This is a genomic window from Candidatus Limimorpha avicola (assembly GCF_056978975.1).
Genome location: NZ_DBMCYK010000010.1, coordinates 21,340 through 46,018, shown reverse-complemented (window position 1 = coordinate 46,018; position 24,679 = coordinate 21,340). Strand labels below are relative to the sequence as shown.

Sequence of the window (24,679 nt, the reverse complement as noted above, 5' to 3'; positions counted from 1 at the left end):
TGGATTATAAATCTATTGATTATGAATAAATTCAAAAAAATTATAGAAAGAATCCGCCATTCGTATTACGATATTTTCAAGGTATTGGCTTTTGTCGTGGCTATGTTCTTGGTTATATGGTTTATGCCACGTATGGCAAAGTTTAAATATGAATATCAAAAACTTAGACCATGGCAGCATGAGACTCTTTATGCTCCTTTCGATTTTCCATTGTATAAGTCGGATGAACAACTTGCAGAAGAAAGAAATGCCGCTTTGTCAGGCATCGACCCTATTTTTGTTTTCAATACGAAAAAGACTTCAGAGATTAGAAATGTGTTGTTGAAGGATTTTGAACAACAATGGACAGGTCCGGAAGAAGATATGCCGTATTATCGCGACATGTTGATGAAATTATATGATACCATTGAAAATAAGGGCGTCATTGCACATGTCGATTTTATAGATAATATTGGTAAAAATGAAACAATAGATGTGGTAAAGGACAGGGTGATGAAGAAAAGAAAAATAGGGGAGTTTTATTCTATAAAAACCATGCATGATACATTGTCATTGTATTTGTCCGATATTAAAGATAACAAGTATATCCCATTGCTTAACAAACTGTTGATAAATTCTTTGCATCCTAATGTAGAGTATTCTGAAGATTTGTCAAACAAAGCCAAAGAACAAGCTCTTGCTTCATTGTCTGAGACTTTCGGTATGGTAGTGAAAGATGAACTTATTATTTCTGAGGGTGAGATAGTTACAGAAGATAAATATATGATTCTTACTTCTTTGGAAAAGAAATACGACAGTATTACAGACAATGAGTATGTCCATAATAATTATCTATTATATGGGCAGATTATCATTGTGGCATTTATTTTTATACTTCTCTTTTTTATGCTGAAGTATTTGTGTCCTGATGTTTTTGAAGAATTGCGTAATATCAATCTTATTTTAGTGTTGATGATGCTCGGCATTCTGTCATCGTTTTTGGTGATAAAATATCTTCCGAATTTGATATATGTGGTGCCGGTTGCCTTGTTGAGCATTTTGCTGATAACATTTTTTAATGCTAAGGTTGTTATTATTGTTCAGGTATTGACATTAACAATCATATCTTTGGTAGTTCCGAATTCATTCCAATATTACATTATTCAACTTTTTGTAAGTATTGCATCGATTTTTCTGTTGCTTAGAAGAAATACAAGGTCAAGCTATTTTTTGACTTCGATACTTGTATTTGTCATGTATGTGTTGATTGATATAGGGGTGAAGTTGTTGTATGAAGGAGGCGTGGGCAGTTATTTTGTTTCTGATATGGCGGTTTTTCTTCTTAATGCAGTTTTAACAATGTTAGCCCTTCCTTTGGCATTTTTATTTGAGCGTATGTTTGGATTCGTTACTGATTTGTCACTTCTTGAATTGAGTAATACTAATAGTCCTTTATTGAGAAAATTGTCATCTGAAGCTCCAGGAACTTTTCAACATGCATTGCAGGTGGCAAATCTTTGTGAAGAAGTCATTTATATGATAGGTGGTAATATGTTGCTTGTCCGTACCGGAGCCATGTATCATGATATTGGTAAGATAAGATATCCTTATTATTTTGTTGAGAACCAAAATGGCAGTTATAATCCTCATGAAGATCTTACTAATATTGAGAGTGCCAGAATGATAATAAATCATGTCATCGACGGAATAGAGTTGTGTAGAAAATTCCATATTCCTGAGCAGGTTATAGATTTTGTAAGAACTCATCACGGAACACGTCGTACCGAATATTTTTACAGAAAGGAAAAACTTAACAATCCAAATTTAGAGGATGACAGTTCGTTCAGATATCATGGTCCTGTGCCGTTCTCAAAAGAAACGGCGGTGCTCATGATGGTGGATTCAGTAGAGGCAGCATCTCGTAGTCTCAAAGATAAAAATGAACAGTCCATCAGTGACCTTGTGGATAATATTATAAATGCTCAGATTGCTGATAATCAATTTGCTAATTCTAATATTACTTTCAAAGACATTACTGTTGTCAAGAAGGTGTTGAAGAAAAAACTCAAAAGTATTTATCATATCAGAATAGCATATCCCGATTGATTAAATCAGTATTTTGTCAAGATATTCCATACTTTCCGGCCCTTCGTTGAAAACCAAGTCCAGAATGCTTAGATTTGAGACAAAATGAAACCTGTCGCAGAAGACTTGATAGTAAGAGGGATGGTTGTATTCGTTGTTGCATTTGGCTAATATGTTTCGCAAGTCGTCTTTTGATGTTATTGGTTCAAAATCTGAAGTGTATCTTATTGTTTTGTCGATTTTTAATATTTTCAATATCGCTTTTAAAACGTTTTCATTAAGTTGATGTAATGTTTTATATTGATTGTCAAATATTATTGAGATGAAATGATAATAATGTTCAAAATAGGGCGATTTCATATACGCGGATTCCAAGCATCTTTTATGTATATGCTGCCATGGTTCTTTATAACTTATTTTTATGTCTTTAGTCATGGTATGATTGCCATTGACTTTTACCACAGGTACTGTGAGTGTCTGTATTCCGTTGGCTGTTAGAACATTACATCTGGTACGGCATGTTTGTTTTTTATAAGTGTCGTATATTTCTATATATGGCTCTTTTGTTCGGAGCAAAAGAGCCATATATAGAATTGATGGAAAATAAGATAAGGGAAAAATGTTATTCATTGATAAACAATAAAATATTTATTGAAATAACAGATATTTATTAATGTATGAAACAATTTCGTTCTCGTTTTTATAACCAATTGAAATATAAGGTTCGCCTTCTTGAGGGAAGAAAAATACTGCCGGTATGTTCCTTATTTTCATTGCCATTGACAGTTTCTTTTCTTTGTCTGTATTTACTTTGTAAACTGCAATTTTTCCTTCGTAGTCTTTTGCTATTTTTTCCAATACGGGCGATAATTGTTTACAAGGAGGACACCAGTCGGCGTAAAAATCCACAATACAAGGTTTCCCGTTTTGAGGAACATATTCATTCGGATAAGTATTTATATCCCAGACATTCTTGATGAATTCATTATAAGTCAATGATTTTATCACCGACTTCTCTTGAGTTGACTGCTCGGTATTTGTTCTGTTTTGCTCTTTTTTGTCAGAAGAACAATTAATCATACATAATAATAATAATAATAACGGAAGTAATAATGTCGTTTTTTTCATGATGTTTGATTTTTTTGCAAAATTATAAAAAATGTAATTCGAGGACACATTTTTTGTTGTCATAACAAATAAAATCGTATCTTTGCCAATAATTTAACAGAAAATAAAAAATGCAAAAGAAAGATTTATTGAAGGATGTCGTTAAGCATATCGATATCAAAAGTTACGATTCGACACAACTTGTTGATGCAATGCGCAGTATGTCGTTTACCTCACGTGACACCGCACGTGCGGCAGATATTTTAATGATGATGTGTGGCGAAAAAGGTTGTACCAATATATTGACGATAGCAGGTTCCACTTCGGCAGCCGGCTGTATGCAGGTTTATGTCGATATGGTACGTAACAAGATGATTGATGTAGTCGTATCGACAGGTGCATCAATAATCGATATGGATTTGTTCGAGGCTCTTGGCTTCAAACATTATATAGGGGAGAAGGAAAATGTCGTTCCGGATACCACTTTGCGCGAACTTTATATAGACCGTATTTATGATACTTATATAGATGAGGAGGAGTTGCAGATTTGTGACCATGCCACATACGAACTTGCCAACATGCTGGAGGCGCGTCCATATTCCTCACGTGAGTTTATATGGGAGCTCGGCAAATGGCTGCATGAAGGTCGCGCCGTGAAAAAAGATAGTCTTATCCAGACGTGTTATGAATGCGGGGTGCCTATATTCTGTCCTGCTTTCAGCGATTCTTCAGCCGGTTTTGGCATTGGAAAACATCAATGGGAGCGTATGAACAAGAATGAAAAATATCTTTCTATCGACTCTGTGAAAGATTTTATAGAACTTACCCAGATAAAGATGGCAGCTCCTGAAACAGGTCTTTTCATGATAGGAGGAGGTACTCCCAAGAATTTTGCTCAGGATACTGTGGTATGTGCCGAGATACTTGGCAAAGAAGTACCTATGCATAAATATGCCATTCAGATTACTGTTGCCGACGTACGCGACGGTGCTTGCTCTTCTTCTACCTTGTTGGAAGCCGGCTCATGGGGCAAAGTCAGCGAGAAACTGCAACAGATGGTCTATGCCGAAGGTACTACAGTGATACCTTTGATTGCATCTTATGTGTATCATAACGGTCCATGGAGAGAACGTGAATATAAGAATTGGACGGAGATATTCCGTAAATAACAATTTGTTGTCATAACTTTGCTTTTGATGCAAAATGATATTCAAAATCATCACAGCACATTTTAATTCTATGGTGCTGTGATGATTTGATATAATGAAGTTTAGTTTTTTTTGCACTGTAAAATTAAAAATTACCTGTATGCTTATAAACAATATTAGAGAACTTTGCGGTATTATAGATGACGATTCTTTGATAAAGGCAGGAACTGAGATGTCCAAAGTGAAACGTATCAAGAATGCTTTTTTGTTGATAAGAGGTGCTAAAATAGCAGACTACGGAGAGATGAATACTCCTGAATATGAACAATACCTCGCTATTGAGCGTAAAGTCGTTGATGCCGAAAATGGTATCGTGATGCCCTGTTTCTGTGACTCGCATACTCATCTTGTTTATGCTGCTTCACGTGAAATGGAGTTCGTTGACAAGATAAAGGGGTTGAGTTATGAGGAGATAGCCAAAAGAGGTGGCGGTATCCTCAATTCTGCCAAGGCTACTGCAGCAGCATCTGAAGATGAATTGTTCGAGTCTGCCATGCAACGTCTTGAAGAGATAATGTATATGGGTACCGGTGCTGTCGAGATAAAAAGCGGCTATGGACTTACCACAGAAAGTGAATTGAAATTGTTACGCGTCATTAAAAGATTGAAGGAAAATTCTCCTTTGACGATAAAATCGAATTTCCTCGGAGCTCACGGCATTCCGCTTGAATACAGAGGGCATCAGGAAGATTATGTCGATTTAATTATAAATGAGATGATACCTCTCGTTGCAACAGAGGAACTCGCTGACTTTATTGATGTGTTTTGTGATAAAGGATTTTTTACATGTGAAGATACCGAACGTATTCTGATGGCAGGTATTAAATATGGAATGCGTCCCAAGATTCATGCCAACGAGATGGCCGTGTCTGGCGGTGTGCAGGTAGGGGTGAAATATGCCGCTATTTCTGTTGACCATCTTGAACAAATTGGTAAAGAAGAGATTGAAGCTCTCAAAGGCAAAGATACCATGCCTACGGTGTTGCCGGGTTGTGCTTTGTTTCTGAATCTTCCGCTTTCTCCGGTACGCGACATGATAAATGCAGGACTGCCTGTAGCCATGGCTTCCGACTTTAACCCTGGCACAGCTCCATCGGGCAATATGCAACTTGTAATGTCTTTGGCTTGTATCAGATATAAAATGACACCGGAAGAGGCTTTTAATGCAACGACGATAAATACTGCAGCTGCCATGGATGTTAATCGTGAACTCGGCAGCATAACGAAAGGCAAACTTGCCAACGTTATAATTACCATGCCGATGAATGGGTTGGAGTTTATGCCGTATTATTTTGGAGCCAATAAGGTGAGTAAAGTGATTGTTAAAGGCAAGATGAGATAATTGCCTTTAGAATAATTTGAGGATTGGTATTGTACGAAAAAACATCAAATATTGTTTTTAACTGCACTCCAAAGATTTATATTCAATTTTTGGAGTGCAGTTTTAATAATCATATAAAATATTCAGGATATAATTCCTTGAATTTACGTTCATACATGCCTGTTTTTGTGAGTGTTTTGCGAGTCCAGTCCAAACGTAATTCGTTTTTCTCGTCTTCAGTGAGATGCCATTCTACATCAACGCTTTTATGAAGTCGTTGTGTCAGAGTAAACATCAGGAGTGCGGCTGAGACACTGATATTGAAACTTTCGGTAAAACCTACCATGGGAAGCCTTACGTACATGTCGGCATGTTCTATGGCATAGTCGGTAAGACCGGTTTTCTCGGTGCCGAAAACTAATGCCACTGGCTTGTCAAGAGGCAGTGTTTCATGAGTATAGTCGTCCCGGTGTGGACATGTGGCAACGATCTGATAACCTCTCTCATGAAGATGTTCGAATGCTTCAGGAGTGTTGAAATCATCGACATTGTATTTTTTCAGGTCTAACCATTTGTTGCTTCCCACCACAATGTCAGGATTGATGTCATATACCCACTTGTTTTCTATGATATGAATATCCTGAATACCGGTGAGGTCACAACTTCGGAGGACGGCACTCGCATTGTGAGGCTGATAGATATCTTCCAAAACAATAGTTATATGTCGTGTCCTGTATGATAATACTTCTTCAAAACGTTTTTTCCGTTCCTCAGTTGTAAATTGCGATAAGAAGCAGTATAGCGCCTTGTCTTTTGGACTCATTATCAAACTTTTAAATTATTATTCATTTTCAGGATAAAGGTCATTCCACCATGTGGAGTCATCTTTTAGATATTTGTCCCACCAAGCCATTATAGTCCTTTGCCATTTGATACGTTTTTTATAGTCGTTGATGGCATGATTTTCCCCTTCCACCTGAACAAATTCACATTCTTTACCGAGCAGTTTCAAGGCCGTATAAAGTTGAATACTCTCGCCTACAGGAACGTTGGTGTCTGCAGTACCATGCAGGAGCAATAACGGAGTGTTGCATTTGTCTGCATTGAACAATGCACTCTGTCCTACATACATTTTCTGGTTGTCCCATGGGAATGTTCCGGCGGCTGCTGCACTGTTATAACTATATCCCCAATAGCCTTCACCCCAGTATGATGAGATGGAACTGATTCCTGCATGTGAGATAGCGGCGGTGAATATATCGGTTTTTGTCGTCAGGAGTTCTGTCATGAATCCTCCGTAGGAAGCTCCCATGCAACCTATATGTCCTGCATCGACAAAATCGTGATCTTTTAAGAATTTTTTTGTTGCTTCAATAATCTCATCTGCTACGGTGATGCCCCAGTTGTTGACATGACGTGCAGCAAATTCTTGTCCATAACCTGTTGAACCGGATGGTATTATGACATAAACTACATAGCCGTTGGCTGCAAAGTAGTTCTTGGGATAACGACCGCGGAAAGACCTGTCGGTAGGACTTGTGCCACCATAATAATACACAATCATGGGGTATTTCTTGTCTGCTTTGAAGTCTGGCGGCAGATAGTAAAATCCATCTATTAGGGCACCTGATTTTGTCTTTACGACATAATCGTGATATTCACCGAATTTTACATCACGGAAGATATCTTTTTCAGGGTCTGTCTCTGAAATAATATTTTTGGATGATAAATCCATTACAAAAGCCTTGTCGCAAGTCTGTATCCCATTGCAGCTGAAAGCCAATAATGAACAGTCGTCAGCTTTATCCATGGTTTTGACATTGTCGTATCCGGTATATATCTTCTCGAAAGTGTCGTTTCCGACATCATAACGGTAAATGTTGTGGTAACTCTTTTCTTCAACCTTGAAATAGATTTTGTTGTCATTGCTGCACCATGAATAACTCTCGATGTTAGGGTCAAAATTCTTGGTGATACATTTTACGCTTTTGTCTGCAATAGTAAATATATAAGCCTGATTGTCATAGTCATTGGCAATCATTTTCTTGGGAAGATTTCTGCCTGCACCGTTAAACATGCTTGCAGAACCTGTTACCAAAAGTTGTTTCTCGTCGGGGCTGTAACTGAAAGACCCTGAAAACCAATCATTCCACAAAGTGTCTATAGTGTTGTCTTTCAGATTTATTTCCATGGCAATCTGATGCGAGTAGGGGCGTTGTGCATAGTCTTCTATGTGTTGTGCCACAAGTATTTTGGTGCCATCTTTACTGATATCATACAGATAGTTGCTTTGATCTCCGGCAGTAAGCTGACGATGTGTTCCGGTTGCAATATCATAATAATATAAATTGGTTTGATTGCGATACCATGGCAGTCTATCTGATAAACATGACAGTTTGTGAACGCCGTCCTTGCTTTTTTCACCTTTTACGTTGACGAGATATATCAAGCATGTGGCATTTTTGTTCATGCTGAATGATGTCATGTCTTTTGTCGCTTTCATAATCAATTCAGTAGAGCCGTTTTCAAGGTTTTGTTTATATATTTCTGCGAATTTGTCATTATCGTTTCTGAACAGAATGGCATTCTCGGAAGGATGAAATGATACCCAACCCATTTTATTATATCTTGTGTTGAGAATAATGTTGCCATTTTTCATATCTATTATTTCCACCCACGAGGTTACTTTGCCATCCGGAGGTGTCGTCTCGGAGTAGGAATACATTACATAACGTCCGTTGTCTGACAAAGTGGCATTTGTGGCTCTAATACCGTCCAATACGAGACTGATGTTCATGGTTGTAGTCGGGTCAATGGTCCATGAGATGGAACCTTTGTATTTTGTACCTAATTCCAATTTGAAAAGCCAGTTATATTCTTCTTTTTTCTGATAAAAAGTCTTTACAAAAACTTTATGCAGACCTTTTTCAAGTTTTATTTTAGCTGTGTTTTTGTTTTTCTCTCCGTTTTTGGCAAAATCATTTGCAAAAGAAATCATAGAGCCGTCAACGAAAAGTTGATAAGGAAAAGGAGATTCTGATTTAAATTCCAATTCCTGGTATTTGTCGCTGTTGAGATATCCTGCCAATACAGTATAGGCATAATTGCCGTCATTACGTTCCTCAGGACTTAGAATCATGTTCCAGTCGCCGGATTTGGTACTATGATGCACTTCCCAAAGCAGAGAATTGTCCGTATTAGTGACCTTCCTGCCTTCTGCAGGAGACATATTGCAATCCGGAAGCATAATGATATCGAAAAAATCTTTTACGGAAAATGTGTTTCCTGCTATGTCAGCTCCCTTGTTAATAAGAGGTGTATTTATCGTCTGAGGTTTGTAATTTAACCAGAGATGTGTAGGATAATAAATGTAATCTGTTGATTCTTGGGCTTTTAGCATTGAAGACAACAGTGCTGAAAGCATGATGGTTAAAATAAATGCAGACTTTTTCATATCAATGATATTTTAGGTTGAAAAATATTTGGGCAAATATATTTAATTTTTGTTTGTTATTAACAAAAAAAAACTATTTTTGCAGACGAAAAATTATATCGATATGGCAAAAGAAAATTTGAAGAATGAAGGCGGTAAAAGCCTTGAGTCTATTGAATCAACATTATCAAAGACAGAACTTTTTATTGAAAACAATCAAAAGACATTATTGGTAATTGTCGCTATTGTTGTAGTATTAGTAGTCGGATTTTTCGGTGTTAAGAAGTTTTATCTTGAACCGCGTGAGAATGATGCACAACAGGCTATTTATCATGCGGAACAATATTTTGAGAATGACAATTTTGCCAATGCATTGAACGGTGACGGCAATAATCTTGGTTTTGCCGATATCGTTAGCGAATATGGAAATACCAAGACCGGTAATCTGGCAAAATACTATGCAGGTGTATGCTGCCTGAAGACCGGCGACTTCAATAAAGCTATTGAATATCTCAAATCATTCAAGGGTAAAGATCAATTGGTAACACCTTTGGCATTAGGTAATATAGCCGATGCATATCTCGAACTTGGTAAAGTGGCGGAGGCTGCTTCTTATTATGAGAAGGCTGCCAACATAAGCAAAAATTCGTTTACGGCTCCCAATATGCTTCTCAGAGCTGCTATGACATACGAGATGTTGGGAAATTACCAGAAAGCAATATCTTTATATCAACAGTTGAAATCTGAGTATCCTAACAGCAATGAGGCTTTCAGCATAGAAAAGAATATTGCTAATGCAGAAACAAACACATTATAAATATAAAAATAAAATCTTTTTCGAGTGCATCATTTTTGGTGCACTTTTTTTGTGATTAAAAAAATATAAGTCTTTCATTGAAATTTGAATATATTTGCAATAGCTGACATTATGTGTTTTACTGTATGACACTGTCGTTTTTTATATAAAGTAACAATATAAAATATATAGTTATGAAGATTGTATATTTCGGTACTCCGGAATTTGCAGCATCTCAGTTGGATGCTATTTTGAATGCAGGTTTTGATGTCGTTGCGGTGGTAACGACACCGGACAAGCCTGCCGGACGTGGAAAGAAAATACATTGCTCTGAGGTTAAAGAATGTGCCCTTAAACATGGTTTGCCGGTATTGCAGCCTGAAAAATTGAGAGAGTTTTCTTTTGTTGATAAACTTCATTCTTTGCATGCCGACCTGTTTGTCGTAGTTGCTTTTAGAATGTTGCCGGAATTGATATGGAAAATGCCTCCTATGGGGACTATCAATTTACATGCTTCTCTTCTTCCTCAATATCGTGGTGCTGCACCTATCAATCATGCTATCATAAATGGTGAGACAAGGACCGGATTGACGACGTTTTTTCTCGACAAAGAGATAGATACCGGAGCTGTTATATTGCAGAAACCTGTTCCTATAGACGAAAATGATGATGCAGGAACGCTTCATGATAAATTGATGTTGGAAGGTAACAAAGTCATTGTTGAAACAATTGAAATGATAGAAAATGGTTGTGCCAATGCAATAAGTCAAAATCGTATTTTTGATGCTGATACTATTGTTTTAAAACCTGCTCCGAAGATATTCAAGAACGATTGTTATATAAATTGGAATAAACAAAAAAATGAAATAAAAAATTTCGTTAGAGGGCTGTCACCCTATCCTGCGGCCCATGCTCTTCTTAAAAATGGAGATGAAGAAATTCTTGATTTGAAGATTTTCGAGGTCGAAATAGAGGAAAAAAACGACTGTGATGTGCCCGATTTTAAGGTCATAACTGACGGAAAATCATTTTTAAAGGTTGTTTTAAGGGATGGTTTTGTTAAAATTTTGAAAATACAGCAGCCTGGCAAGAAGGTTATGCCGATTGCAGATTTTCTAATAGGAGCGCGGCTTTCAGAAGATTTAGAGATAATTTTAAAAGCATGAATTAAAAAAAAATTAAAAAAAATAAAAAAATAATTGTATAATATCTTGTTAATCTTTATATTTGCCAACAAAATGAAAATTAACTCTTTCAAAAATTAACAAGATGAATAAAGCTGAATTGGTAAATGTCATAGCCGAAAAGTCCGGTTTGACAAAGGTGGATGCAAAAAAAGCTCTCGATGCTTTTATCAACGTTTCAAAGAACGCCTTGCAAAAGGGTGATAGAATTTCATTGGTCGGGTTTGGATCATTTTCTACTATGACTCGTCCGGCAAGAAAAGGTAGAAATCCGAGAACTGGTTCTGAAATTACTATTAAAGAAAAGAAAATAGTGAAATTCAAACCGGGTGCAGAATTAATCAAAGATCTTTGATTGTATGACGTTGAGAATTGAATTAACATTAAAAAAGTTGCCTTAAGGCAACTTTTTTATTTTAAGCTCACCATGTCACCATTTATTCTGATTTTGCCGCTGTCTTCCATCCAACGTAATGTCTCCAATATCTTTTCTTCATGATAATCTTTGATGCTTCTCAATAGTTCTTCGATACATACAAGACGATCTTTCGTCATATTTTCTATTATCTTTTCAAGATTATTGTATTCGCTACCGGTAATTTGCATCTTGTTGTTGCTGTGACATACATCACATCTTCCGCATCTCTTGTTTGTCCTTTCTCCGAAATAACGTAAAAGTTGAATACTTCTGCAAGTTTTATCATTATTTACAAATTCAATAACTGCATTCATTCTATTTATGGCATCGTTTTTACGATTTTTGTACACTTCGTCAGAGAGATAAAAATTTTTGCTGTCTATTCTTTCTGATATGAAACGAATTTGAGGTTTTTCGTTGCGTGGTATATAAACTAAAAAATCCAACTTGTCGAGCTGTTGTAACATTTCCGTTACTATCTTTGTGCTTATGTTGAGTTTATTTGCTATTGCTTCTTCTTTTATCTTTACAAAATTACTTAAAACTCCGGGCAATGACCTTAGAAGATATTGTATCAAGATGTCAAACTTCTTGTATTCTATTTGAAAACGGTACAAGTCTTCCCGTTGAGCAGATATCCATAACATGGAAGGATTGTCGAGAGCGTCTGACAATGCGATGTAACCTTCTCTCTCCATCAGTTTAAGTGAATTGAATGTTTCTGATAGAGAATAGTTGTATGAAGCGGCAAAACTGTTGATATCAAAATCATAGCTTTGGTCTTGTCCGTCACCTATAGATATCATAAGATAATTGCATAGACTGTCGTATATGTTTTTTATTCTTTCCAAATCCGGATATGAGTTGATAATGTTGTTTTTTAGTGTTGTAATATCTTGAGGTGATACTATTAGATAAGTCTCTGACGGTTTGAGGTCTCTTCCGGCTCGTCCCGCTTCCTGAAAATATGCTTCGAGACTGTCCGGCAAGTCTATATGTACTACTATGCGTACATCAGGTTTGTCTATGCCCATTCCGAAAGCATTGGTGGCAACAATTACTTTTATTTTGCCATCCATCCATTGTTGTTGCCTGCTGTCTCTTGTCTTGGCGTCAAGACCGGCATGATAATATGTGGCGCTAATGCCGTTGTTTTGTAGCCATTCGGCTATGGCTTTGGTTTTGTTGCGGCTTCTTACATATACTATTCCGCTGCCACTGTCTGTTTTGTTCAACAATCGGAACATCAAGCCGTATTTGTCAGCATCTTTTATAACATTGTAAGTGACGTTCTTACGTTCGTAACTCGTCTGAAAAACATTGTCTCTTTTGAATTTAAGACGTTGTTGTATGTCTTTTACAACAACAGGAGTGGCAGTGGCGGTAAGTGCTAATACTGGAGCATTGGGGATATATTCCCTAATATCAGCTATTTTTAGATATGGAGGACGGAAATCATAACCCCATTGAGAGATGCAATGTGATTCGTCAATGGCAAGGAGGTTGACTTTCATTTTCATGATGGCATCGATGAATCCGTCAGTTATTAGACGTTCAGGCGATACATATAATAATTTCATGTTCCCGAAAACAGCTTGATTGTAAACAGCGGCAATTTCTCTGTTGTGCATTCCTGAGAATACAGCACCTGCATTTATTCCTCTGTCACGCAGATGTAATACCTGATCCTTCATCAGCGAAATCAAGGGCGTGATGACAATACACGTGCCATCCATCGTCATGGCGGGAACTTGAAAACAAATGGATTTTCCTCCTCCCGTAGGCAGTAATGCCAAAGTGTCGTTGCCGTTTATCACAGAGTCAACAATATCTTCCTGAAGAGGACGAAATGATGTATATCCCCAGTATTTCAACAATATTTCTCTCGTTATATTGCTCATTATGCTTTTTTGCAAAATTAATTATTTTTACCTTAAATACGATATAGCTGTCTTTCTTTTTCAGATTTTTAAACATATTTTTAACAAATATAATTTGAAAATTATTCTTTAGAGATTAAAAATATGTTAAAATTGATTGGTTTATTCAACAACAAGTTTTAATTTTGCAAGCAGAATAATAAACTTAAAATTATAAAAATATGAAATTCGATCCGGCAACAAACATCCAAAGATTGGACGGAAAAGATGCATATCGCGGTGTCAATCCTTCTATAAGCGACAGTGCAACATTTATGTTTGAGAAAGCAAAAACCATGACAGATACTTTTCATGGTGAAACAGAAGGTTATTTTCTATATTCCCGTCATTGGAATCCAAGCAATCTTGCATTGTGTAAGGCTTTGGCTGCTATGGAGGGGACGGAATCTGCATGGGCTACAGGTTCGGGAATGTCAGCCATAACATCTGCTATCCTTCATGAAGTGAAAACTGGCGACCATATAGTTGCAAGTATGACGACATACGGCGGAACATTTGCTTTCCTTAACAATTATCTTAAGAAATTCAATATTGATGTCACTTTTGTGAATTTCCAGAATCTCGATGCTGTTAAGAAAGCCATTCGTCCTAATACCAAGGTGCTCTATACTGAAACAATGAATAATCCGTTGCTTCGTATTGCCAATATCCCTGAGTTGTCAAAAATAGCACATGCAGCAGGTGCAAAATTATTGGTTGACAACACTTTTACCCCTATGATTTTTTCACCTTATCGTCTTGGGGCTGATGTCGTTATTTATAGTATGACGAAGTTTATCAATGGTAAGAACGACTGTGTGGCAGGGGCAATATGCGGTTCAGCTGCTTATATCAATTCATTGATAGATGTTAATGATGGTACAGCCATGTTGTTGGGTCCTGTCCTTGATCCACTGCGTTCTACAAGCATACTTAAGAATTTGCATACTTTGCATATACGCATGCAGCAACATGGTCGCAATGCTATGTATCTCGCCGAGCATTTTAAAGAGGTCGGTTTTAAATATAATTATCCGGGTTTGCCGGAACATCCTGATTATGAGTTGTTTAATAGTATGATGAATCCCGGATACGGCTATGGTGGCATGATATCAATTGATATGGGTACCGCAGAAAAAGCAAGTCGTATCATGGAGATAATGCAGGAAAAAGGCGTCGGTTATCTTGCAGTAAGTCTTGGATATTTCAAGACATTGTTCAGTAATTCAGGTAAATCGACTTCTTCAGAGGTCCCGGAAGAATTGCAACATGAAATGGGTATGAGCGAAGGCCTTATCCGATTCTCTGTAGGTCTCGATAACGATATAGACGCAACTTTCCAACTTATTAAACAATCTGTGGAAGAAGCTAATAAATAACTCGTTAATTAAGATATTGAAAAAGTCCCGGACATTGTTAACCGGGACTTTTTTTATTGATGTTTTAAAATTATTAAATATAATTTTGTTGTTGTAATATTTTTTTTATATTTGCAAATTGCAAACTATGGATGTTAAATTTGATGTGTTTTACATCAGCATGTTAAGAATGTTTTGAATAAATAATAAGATATGAAGAGTAAACTGTTTTTAGGTCTGTTTATGTTTTCATTGGCATTAACAGGTTGTGGAAATTATCATACTGAGGTGATTTCGAAACCAATAGCTGTAAAATATGAGAACAAAGAACAAAAGTTGTTAAAAATTAGAGAATTAAACCAAACTGATTTGGCAAAATGGAGAGCTCAGTTGAAAAAACATACTGACAAAATGCCAAAGAAAATCAAAAAGGCGGGTTTTATCAATTTTGAAATGAATTCTGATATAGTTTTGGCTAAAAATGATATCGGTAAAGATGAAATGAATCTTGTCATGAATTACACATACAAAACTAATGGTATCAATAGTAAAGGCCTGCTATATGATTATGATTATGATATTCATAATTATAGATTGAAAAATTCTGAAGCCTGCAGGCTGCTGTGTGACTTTATTGATGAAATGTTTAATAAAGATTTGAAAGATTATATAGTTGATGGAAATAAAATCACCATTAATATTACATATACTACTGATGCAGCTACAACAGTTATGGCATTGCCGTATAATAAAAAAAATGCTGTCTTTAACAATGTTAAAATAAAAGTCAATGGAGAAGATGCTGTGGTGTCTGTTTCGGAAAGTACAGGTATAACTAATAATATTCAACTCGGTTTTCTTCGCATGAAAGGAGTTGAAGACTACATTTCCGATATTAAAGCATTGAAAAATACTGATAATTCGTATAACTTGTCTTATAATGATGAATTGCTGAGTTATGTATATCGTGATATGAATGTTGAAATAATTATTCATGATGCTTATGCTGTAGAATTGAAATAGTCGAATTAAAAATTAGAAGATATGAATATGAGATTTTTTACTTTGTTGATATTGACAATGACTGTTGGTGTGATGTCGGCGCAAAATGTTAAAAACGTTAGAGTGTACGAGCAAGATACTGTCATTTATGTATTGTATGATTTGAAAAAGACTTCAGACATTACTTTACAGGTTTCTCTCGATGTTGATAATGAGAAATATATCGATATCAAAGATATAAGCGGTGATGTAGGAAAGAATATTGAACCAGGGAAAGGAAAGATGATAATGTGGGACTTTAGAACCGATGTAGGTAAACTCGTAAATTCAAGTGTAACTTTCAAGGTCAAGGCAGATAGAGTCGTTGCAGATAAAAATAAAATGAAAAATAATGATGATAAACGAGAGAAAAAGAAAAAACGAGATAAGAAATAATTTTATACGAAAACTTTGAGGGGTGTCAAATCGAAATCTGACACCCCTCTTTGTATGTTATATGAAGGCAGTTTTATCTGATGATAACCTTCGTGGCTTTCATCGATTTGCTGTCGTTGATTCGCACAATGTAAGCGCCGCTGTTGAACTGATATTTGATAATGTTGGTGCCTACAGCAATGTCATCTGCAACAACAGGTTGACCCAAGATGTTGTACACCACTGCATTCAGCAGCTTGCCGCTGTTGTTTTCAATGACGACATTATATCTGTTGGTATAAATTCTTACATTGTCAAACATATTGTCTTCCACAGAGAGATTTCTCAAGTCTATGTGAAGAGGTGACGAGATACCGCCATTCGGATTTACAGTATTGGTGGTTCCCCAGACACCGTTAGGAGTGCTGTATTCATTGGTCAATCCGCCCTCTATGTCATATACTGTTATACGTTGTATGCCGTTTTCGTTGACATTAGGTATTATGCCGCCCCATGCTCCGTTAACGCCTGCTACATTGTCTTTATAGAATGTAGCGTATTGTGATATGTTGGAGAAGTCAACACCGCAGGACTCTACACTTGTTCCGTAAATCGGGCGACCTTTGCTGTCTATGTCATCGTGCAACAATACGAAACTCATGGCTGCATCATCAGAAGTAGCCCATACTGCAGTACCCTGTGTTTCATCGCTTTCATTGCCAAAGCCAAGTACTGTGGCGTATGATGCTGTGGTGAGATATGTCACTGCCGTGGTACCGTCATTGCCATCGTTAAGACGAAGTCTCATATATACCTGATTGCCGGGGGTAAATCTGGCGTTGGCTGTGGCTTCCAAAATAAACCAACCCGTATATGAGCCGTTGCTGTCAGTGGTGAACTCTCCGTAATTGCCTTCTGTCTCGAGACTTGGGCTTGTAGTACGATAGAAACCGTCGGTATCTACGAATATGATGTTGCCTGCACCATTGGCTGTAGCCCCATCGTCGCTCGTAACAGCCTGGTTGATATAACGGTACGTGGTGTTGCTTGCTAAATTGCTTAATGTAAGATTGAAAGCGTAAGGCAGACGATTGTTGTTGGTACCGGAAGCGCCTTGTATGTATAATGGTACTGTCTCGTTGCTTATGACAGGTACATCAGATGATGTCACGTTGCCTTCCAATGTCACCTCGGTGGTGATGCCTCCGCATTCATGACTTATCACACCTTCGTATGTTCCTATTGCCAAGTCGGCTTTGAGACGTACATAGATATTTACCGGTTGTCCGTTGATACTGCCGTTGGAGTAGGGCAGTTCTATCATGTCTTCAAAGACTTCATTGTCTGTGGAAATCTCGTAATTTACATCTGCCGTCACTGTCACATTGCCTTCGCCCTCCAAATTGCCGGCACTGAGAGTATATGTTTGCGTCTCGGATGGTCCTTCACCTTCAAGATAAGTGAATCCGGATAAAGTGTTGGGGGTTGCTGTCAGATAAGGAGCGCTGCCGTCGGTGGCTATCAACATGATGTCGTCGATCTCCCAACCTGCAGCTTCAGTCTCTGTTGAGGTGTATTTGAATGCTATGTAACAGTTGTCGCCGCTGAAATCGTTGAGCATTATCTCTCCGGACTCAGCCCATGACCAACCTCCTGTTGACATGTTGAATGATAATGGAGTCCATGTGGCATTGTTCGGATCGTTGCCGTCATAGTCGTTGGAGAACAGCAGTTCTACATCAGGACCGGTGTAATTCTTGGCATTAGTGAATGTAAGTATAATGTTGCTTCCGCTATATTCATCCAAGTTGAATGCAGGAGACAACAGCCAGTCCTCATTGGCGCCCTGGTTGTAGGCGTTGGCGTAGGCATAATGGTTGTTGTTGTATTCGGCAATAGTCCATTCGCTTTCGGATTCGTCTATGCTGACCTGTGTCCATCCGTTCCAGTCGTTTTCCCAATCCTGGTCGAATATTATCACCATGTTATCGCGAATTATATATGAGGCTGTGCTGACATTACTGTGGTTCATGCCTTCTTTGTAGGCAATGGCTTTTATAGTCATGTCGTTATCAACCGTGATGCTGCCGGAATATTCAGTAGAAGTAGAATCCGGTTCGCTGCCGTCTGTTGTATAATATATGGTGGCATCTTCTGTGCTGCATGTGATTTCAACATCTATTACTTCATAATATGTGCCGGCGGCTGGAGTGAAGACAGGAGCCGCAACAGTAGGTGTTCCTCCCGGTCCTTCGATGAAGATGTCCTGGTAGAAGTTGTAATCTGCAGTGTTGATATTCTGTGTAGAATAAGGACCGAAGTTGTGCGATGCGTTTTGAGCAACGCCTCTTTCATAGTTGCTGTTTATGATGGTGAATCCTGAATAGTTGGGAACCATGGCGGCATCGCCGGCTGTGGCAAAGTCTATATCCCAATAGATGTTTTCTCCTCCTGTTGCAAAGTTGGTGCCGCTGCCACCGTAACCGAGAGTGTCACCGTTGCTGTTGATGAGTATGAACTGATTGTCTGACATCGTAACAGTCCAGCAATATGTCTCGGCGTTGTCGGTTATCTCCGAAGGCAACACCTCGCCGTTGCTGTTTGTGATACTGCTGCATAACACTCCTTCCGGTTTGCCGCTCGTGCCGGCAGTCATGACGTAATATCCGTCGTTGACAGAAGCATCATAACGCGATGCAATGATGATACGGCTGTTGTCGCTGATTTCAGATACTGAATATATTCTGTGCCATTCGTCACCTTCTTCATTGACACTGCCGTTGCATGATACTGTAACGTTATTTACGTCTTCTGATGCTATCGTTATCGTTTCTTCGTATGTTCCAACATTCAATCCTGCAGCAAGTCTGACATAAATGTCGCTGTTTATGGCGCCATTTTCAGGAGTGATACTGATGCTCTCCTGTGCAGAGAATGACTCACCGGCTGTGAGCGAAATCTCATAGTTCTCCGATGCTGTCACTGTGACACCGGCAGTGAGATTCATGCCGTTGATGTTGAACATCTGTTCTGCTGACGGACCATTGCCTGCTATATAGCTGAATCCGTTCAGAACATTAGGCGTTGCAGTCAATACAGGATTGGTGGTGCTGCCAACGAGCAGACAGTCGTCAACTTCCCAACCTGCTTGATTTTCTTCTGTTGAAGTATATTTGAAACCTATATGACAGTTGTTACCGCTGAATCCGTTTAATGATATGTCACCGGATGGTGTCCATGTCCATGAACCTGATGAGAGTGTGCATGTCAATGGAGTCCATGTGGCAGTCTCGGGATTGCTGCCGTCGTAATCGTTGGAGAAATACACCTCCAAGTCAGGACCTGTATAGTTTTTGGCGGTGATGAATGTCAGGACGGTATTGCTGTATTCGTTGAGATTGAAAGCAGGAGAGATGCACCAGTCAACGTTGGCACCGGTGTCATAACCGTTGATGTAGGCATAATGGTTGTTGTTATATGATGCTATGGACCATTCGCCTGAACCGCTTACATTGACAAATGTCCATCCGTTCATCTCGCCTTCCCAGTCCTGATCGAAAATAGTGACTACGCCTGTCATAATGTTGTATTCCGCTGTCGCCACATTACTGTTTTCCATCCCTTCTTTGCATGCTATTGCCTTGACGGTGGTACTGTTGGCAATGACAAGAGGACTGCTGTAAACGCTGCTTTCTACAGTAGGTTCGGTGCCGTCGGTGGTATAGTATATTGTGGCGCCCTCTGTGTTGCAGTTGATGCTGACAGTCTGAGGCTCGTAATAGGTACCTCCCGCAGGACTGAATGTAGGCGTCGCTACGGTGGTGGTGCCGCTGCCTTCACTTAATACGAACATGTCGATGAAGAAGTTGTAGTCTCCGGCATTGCCTCCTGTCATGTTAGTTGTAGAATATGCACCGAAATTATGACTTGTGTTAATGGCAAATGCTCTGTTGGTGACGTTGGCGTTTGTGATGGAGAATGCCGTATAGTCAGGAACCATGGCAGCAGGGTCTGACACTCCGGAAGCTATGATCCATTGAGTGTTGTCGCCTCCCGTGCTGAAATTGGTGCCGCTGCTGTATCCCAACACTTCTCCTTCAGCATTGGTAAAAATGTAATTGCCGTTTTCTATGGTTGCTGTCCAAAAATAACTGTCGATATTGTTATTTATGTCGGCAGGAAGCACCTCGTCGGCACTGCTTGTCGTGCTCGTAAACAGAACACCCTCAGGTTTCCCTGATGTCTCATTCGTCATGGCATAGTAACTTGTGGCATCGCTGTTGTATCTTGCAGCAAATACGACTTTATCGTTGTTGCCGAGGTCCGACACACTCGCTATACGGCGATATTCTTCGCTGCCGCCCTGTCCGTCGCTGACACTGCCGTTGACATTGACATAAATGGTATCTATGTCCTCCGACACAATGGCTATTCTTTCCTGATAGCTTCCTGTTTCAAGACCGGCTTTGAGTCTAACATAGATGTTGAGATTATTGAAATATCCTGATGAAGTGTTGATTAAAAGTGGATTCTCATGATAGAACAAGTTGCCGCCCATGGAAGATACTTCGTAATTTTCAGGACTTATAACAGATACTGACCCATGAAGATATGATGCCGACATAGTGAATGTCTTCTCCTCTGATGGTCCGTTGTTTACGACATATTCAAAACCGCTTAATGAATTTGGAGTAACTGAGATATAAGGATTATGCGTGAAAGTAACATCATCGGCACTGTTGACTCTTAACTGTATGTTGTTAAAGCAACCGACAACAGCAGTTAAGGTCACCAAGTCACCTTCCATCAGACCCTCAACTACAGGCAAACGATATATTACCATTTCGTTGTCGTCTTGTGTTATGATAGTGTTGCCGTTATTGTTGATAGTACCTATCACGGCATCTACTATTTGAACTCTTGTACTTTGTAACATGTTGTCGGCTTCAAAGTCTGCAAGAAGTTCCGCTATTGTTTTTACAACCAAAGGCAAGGTGTTGCCGCTCGATACTATACGGAATTCTGATTCCACAGTACCGTCTATGCCGGTAAGTTCGACAAGTCCATTATAAACGGTTTTGGTACCCAAAGCCCTCACCTTATCGCCTAATGCCAAGGTCTCAGGTACAGTATTGTTATTGAGATACAAGTCTATGGCAGCAGTCTCGTCCTGCACGTAGATGTTACGACCGTCGATGAAAGTCACGACGCCTTCTATATATGCTGTCTCGTTGTTGTCGAGAACTCTTGCAGCAGCTATGTCTATAAGCGTAGGGAAAGTATATGTCGCTACAGCCACTTCGCTGTTTTCCATTCCATCTTTTACAGCCATTGCCTTGATGGTTGTCGTCGTTGTCACAGCAATAGGGTTGTTGTAAACGCTGCTTGATGTGGTAGGCTCGTCACCGTTGGTGGTGTAATAAATAGTAGCGCCTTCTGTGGCACAAGATATTGCAACATTTTGTTCTGTGGTATATAAGCCGCCTTCAGGAGAAAATTCAGGCGTGGCTACGACTGATGGCACCGGTGGTGTAGGGACATCACCGAGTATGAAAATTTCTATCTGCGTGTTCTTGATGTTGTTGTGCACTGAAGTATAGGTACGCCAGTCGTTTCCGTTATACACACCCAAATAACGGTTGAATTCGTTATTTAAGAAGCCGTGGTAGTCAGGGGTCGATGCATTTGTGACGTCCAAAGTCCAGATGTTGGCATCTCCGCCACCTACTCTGACGCCATTGTTGGAATTTGTAGTATATAGAAATGCACTGTTGTCGTTCAATGGAGATATCTTGTATCCGCCTTCTACAGCAGTGAATTTCCATTGCAGTTCGGCAGCAATGTCACCTTGAATGGTGTTGTTTTCAATTACAACAGAAACTGCCGTTGGTGTCGAAGAAGAACCGTTGGCACTCGTAAGAGCATAACTGCCGTTGACATCGACTATCATGTAAATGCCTTCTGCCGTTACATCGGTGTGGTTGGATATTCTGTTGAATGTCAGAGTTGAAGAAGCAGCAACGACATTACCTGCAAGTGTTATGTTTTCATTTAAGGAGTTATATGTTGCAGTTATTGTCCCTGTATGCTCTCCTGAGGCAAGCCCGGCTTTCATTCTGACATATAAAGTGCTGTTGACACTGCCGCTGATCGGGCTTAACGTCAGACTGCTGTTGTATGCCCCTCCTTCCGTCATACTGACTTCAAAGTCGGATGATACTGTGATATTGATGTCCCCGTTTAATAATGAGCCGGTTACAGCGAATTGTTGTGCTGCCGAAGGACCCTCGCCTTCGTTATATTCAAAACCGCTTAACTCTGATGGCGTCATTGCTATGGATGACACATTGATAGTGATGTCTTCTGCTGTATTTACGAGCAGTTGTGGATCATTATAACAACCGATGATTGCTATTACATCAATGTTGTCTCCTTCTGCAAGACCTTCTTTTTGAGGTATTCTGTAGATATTGACGCTGTTGCCATCTTGAGTGATGCTTGTGTTGCCTGAGTAGTTGATGGCTCCTGTGGTGACATTCTCAAGAAGAACTCTTGTGGACTGAAGCATATTGTTTGCGGCGAAGTCGCTGTTTATTTCTGCTATTGTCTTGGTTGCGAGGGGTAATGTGTTGTTGTTCGATATGATGGAGAACTCGCTGCTGTTGTTTCCGTCAATGTTGCTGAGTTCCAAAAGACCTCTGAACTCTGCTATTGTACCGGTGGCGTTGACTTTATCGCCTATGGCAAGTGATGAAGGCACTGTTCCGTAGTTGAGATACAGGTCTATGGCAGCCGTCTCGTCTTGTATGAAGACATTACGTCCGTCTATACGTGTCACTATTCCTTGTACCGATGCTGTGCTGCCCGTGCTCAGTGCCCTGACTTCGGCAATGGATTGTAAAGTGACAATCTCGTATGTGGCAGTCGCCACGTTGCTGTTGTTCATGCCGGACTTGACACCTATGGCTTTGACAGTGGTAGTGTTGGATACTGTTATTGGAGAATTGTATAAAGTACCTGATGCTGTCGGAGTGCTGCCGTCAAGGGTGTAATATATGGAGGCATCCTCAGTATCACATGTTATTGTTACTGTCTGTGCACTGTTATAGACACCGCCGGCAGGGCTGAAAACCGGCGTCGCTACGGTGCTTACCGGAGGGGTGGGAGTGCCGTTTAACTCGAATATTTCAATTTGTGTGTTCTTGATGTTGTTGTGCACTGAAGTATAGGTACGCCAGTCTGGATTAGGAAGATACACACCTAAATAACGGTTGAATTCGTTATTTAAGAAGCCGTGGTAGTTAGGGGATGATGCATTTGTGATGTCTAAAGTCCAGATATTGGCATCTCCGCCACCTACTCTGACGCCATTGTTGTCATTGGTAGAATATAGAAAAACACTGTTGTCGTTCAATGGAGATATCTTGTATCCGCCTTCTACAGCAGTGAATTTCCATTGCAGTTCGGCAGCAATGTCACCTTGAATGGTGTTGTTTTCAATTACAACAGAAACTGCCGTTGGTGCCGAAGAAGAACCGTTGGCACTCGTAAGAGCATAACCGCCATTGACATCTACTATCATGTAGGTGCCTTCTGCTGTTACATCTGTGTGATTTGCCAACTTGGTGAATGTCACACTCTCTCTGTTGGAAATATAACCGGCAAATGTTGCCATTTCCTTATGACTTGTGGTTTCTTTTGTTGACGAAACATTGTCATTTGACATGGTCTCGGCATTTAAACCAAATCCTGCAACAAACAGCAGGAATGTCATGATTAAATAGTTGAGTTTTTTCATATTTAATTGATTATGATGTTAATTCGTTCCCGAAAATGGAGTCACAAAATTAAGAAAAAAATATTTCGTTTTTAATAAAAAAATATTAAAATTTGTTAACATTATTTTGTTTGTTATGAATATATAAATTATTGAATATCATAATATTATTTAATAATTCTATTCTTAATTGTTGATATGTCTGTTATCCGGTTTCTTATTTTTGTTATTTTTGCAAAAAATATTTATGAAAATTTTGCTGTTGAATGGTCCCAATCTTAATATGTTGGGAAAACGAGAACCTCAAATATATGGTTCTCAGACTTTTGATGATTACCTCGTTGTCTTGAAGTCTCTTTTTCCCGATTATGAGATGGATTATGTTCAATCCAATCATGAGGGGGTGCTTATCGATGTGATACAGCAGGCTGAAGGTCATTATGACGGAATTGTGTTCAATCCCGGTGGTTATTCTCATACTTCCATAGCTCTTGCCGATGCAGTACGTTGCATCTCTGTCCCTGTAGTAGAGGTGCATATTTCCAATATTTATGAAAGGGAAAGCTACCGTCGTCATTCTTTTGTCGCTGAGGCTGCCGTGGCATCTGTGGTTGGAAAAGGACTGCAAGGCTATGCAGATGCTGTTTCTATTATTGCAGATAGATATAAATGATTCTC

At 39.1% G+C, this 24,679-nt stretch carries 16 protein-coding genes; 10 read left to right on the top strand and 6 right to left on the bottom strand.

Annotation, left to right across the window (positions count from 1 at the left end; genetic code table 11):
- Positions 1-21 precede the first annotated feature (21 nt).
- On the top strand, positions 22-2,085 hold the full coding sequence (locus ACZOVS_RS06100) for an HD family phosphohydrolase (RefSeq protein ID WP_483996344.1): 2,064 nt from the start codon (positions 22-24) through the stop codon (positions 2,083-2,085).
- Here ACZOVS_RS06100 and ACZOVS_RS06095 read toward each other — a convergent pair whose 3' ends face one another.
- On the bottom strand, positions 2,086-2,694 hold the full coding sequence (locus ACZOVS_RS06095) for a WbqC family protein (RefSeq protein ID WP_483996343.1): 609 nt from the start codon (positions 2,692-2,694) through the stop codon (positions 2,086-2,088).
- Between the two features lie 18 nt (positions 2,695-2,712).
- Entirely contained in the window at positions 2,713-3,192 is a 480-nt protein-coding gene (locus ACZOVS_RS06090) for a thioredoxin family protein (protein ID WP_483996342.1), read from the bottom strand.
- Between the two features lie 110 nt (positions 3,193-3,302).
- Between ACZOVS_RS06090 and ACZOVS_RS06085 the strand changes: the two genes are divergently transcribed.
- Both ACZOVS_RS06085 and hutI read left to right on the top strand, forming a co-directional pair.
- Positions 3,303-4,340: a 1,9-bis(guanidino)-5-aza-nonane synthase gene (locus tag ACZOVS_RS06085; RefSeq protein WP_483996341.1), complete on the top strand. Its 1,038-nt coding sequence runs from the start codon at positions 3,303-3,305 to the stop codon at positions 4,338-4,340.
- A gap of 139 nt (positions 4,341-4,479) precedes the next feature.
- Positions 4,480-5,721, top strand: a complete 1,242-nt coding sequence (hutI, locus tag ACZOVS_RS06080; RefSeq protein ID WP_483996340.1) for an imidazolonepropionase — start codon at positions 4,480-4,482, stop codon at positions 5,719-5,721.
- Positions 5,722-5,830: 109 nt separating this feature from the next.
- Here hutI and ACZOVS_RS06075 read toward each other — a convergent pair whose 3' ends face one another.
- Together ACZOVS_RS06075 and ACZOVS_RS06070 are read right to left on the bottom strand one after the other, a co-directional pair.
- Positions 5,831-6,523: a TrmH family RNA methyltransferase gene (locus tag ACZOVS_RS06075; protein ID WP_483996339.1), complete on the bottom strand. Its 693-nt coding sequence runs from the start codon at positions 6,521-6,523 to the stop codon at positions 5,831-5,833.
- 18 nt (positions 6,524-6,541) lie between these two features.
- Positions 6,542-9,154 carry a S9 family peptidase gene (locus ACZOVS_RS06070; RefSeq protein WP_483996338.1) on the bottom strand — a complete coding sequence of 871 codons (2,613 nt, stop codon included), beginning with the start codon at positions 9,152-9,154 and terminating at the stop codon, positions 6,542-6,544.
- A 103-nt stretch (positions 9,155-9,257) separates the two neighbouring features.
- On the opposite strand from ACZOVS_RS06070, the gene ACZOVS_RS06065 reads away from it, so the two are divergent.
- The 3 genes from ACZOVS_RS06065 (at position 9,258) to ACZOVS_RS06055 (ending at position 11,468) form a co-directional block, all read left to right on the top strand.
- Positions 9,258-9,950, top strand: a complete 693-nt coding sequence (locus tag ACZOVS_RS06065) for a tetratricopeptide repeat protein (RefSeq protein WP_483996337.1) — start codon at positions 9,258-9,260, stop codon at positions 9,948-9,950.
- Positions 9,951-10,123: 173 nt separating this feature from the next.
- Entirely contained in the window at positions 10,124-11,095 is a 972-nt protein-coding gene (fmt, locus tag ACZOVS_RS06060; RefSeq protein WP_483996336.1) for a methionyl-tRNA formyltransferase, read from the top strand.
- A gap of 103 nt (positions 11,096-11,198) precedes the next feature.
- Entirely contained in the window at positions 11,199-11,468 is a 270-nt protein-coding gene (locus ACZOVS_RS06055) for an HU family DNA-binding protein (RefSeq protein WP_483996335.1), read from the top strand.
- A 56-nt stretch (positions 11,469-11,524) separates the two neighbouring features.
- Here ACZOVS_RS06055 and ACZOVS_RS06050 read toward each other — a convergent pair whose 3' ends face one another.
- Positions 11,525-13,432, bottom strand: a complete 1,908-nt coding sequence (locus ACZOVS_RS06050) for a RecQ family ATP-dependent DNA helicase (protein ID WP_483996334.1) — start codon at positions 13,430-13,432, stop codon at positions 11,525-11,527.
- Between the two features lie 200 nt (positions 13,433-13,632).
- Here ACZOVS_RS06050 and ACZOVS_RS06045 point away from each other — a divergent pair, with 200 nt between their 5' ends.
- From ACZOVS_RS06045 to ACZOVS_RS06035, 3 genes are all read left to right on the top strand, one after another.
- On the top strand, positions 13,633-14,829 hold the full coding sequence (locus ACZOVS_RS06045; protein ID WP_483996333.1) for an aminotransferase class I/II-fold pyridoxal phosphate-dependent enzyme: 1,197 nt from the start codon (positions 13,633-13,635) through the stop codon (positions 14,827-14,829).
- A gap of 192 nt (positions 14,830-15,021) precedes the next feature.
- Entirely contained in the window at positions 15,022-15,831 is an 810-nt protein-coding gene (locus ACZOVS_RS06040; RefSeq protein WP_483996332.1) for a hypothetical protein, read from the top strand.
- 21 nt (positions 15,832-15,852) lie between these two features.
- The gene (locus tag ACZOVS_RS06035; protein WP_483996331.1) at positions 15,853-16,245 is read left to right on the top strand and encodes a hypothetical protein; all 393 of its coding nucleotides are present in this window, start codon (positions 15,853-15,855) and stop codon (positions 16,243-16,245) included.
- Positions 16,246-16,318: 73 nt separating this feature from the next.
- On the opposite strand, the gene ACZOVS_RS06030 is transcribed toward ACZOVS_RS06035, so the two are convergent.
- Complete coding sequence (locus ACZOVS_RS06030) at positions 16,319-24,022, bottom strand: chitobiase/beta-hexosaminidase C-terminal domain-containing protein (protein WP_483996330.1); 7,704 nt, start codon at positions 24,020-24,022, stop codon at positions 16,319-16,321.
- 226 nt (positions 24,023-24,248) lie between these two features.
- Here ACZOVS_RS06030 and ACZOVS_RS06025 point away from each other — a divergent pair, with 226 nt between their 5' ends.
- Positions 24,249-24,674 carry a type II 3-dehydroquinate dehydratase gene (locus tag ACZOVS_RS06025; protein WP_483996329.1) on the top strand — a complete coding sequence of 142 codons (426 nt, stop codon included), beginning with the start codon at positions 24,249-24,251 and terminating at the stop codon, positions 24,672-24,674.
- Positions 24,675-24,679: the final 5 nt, after the last annotated feature.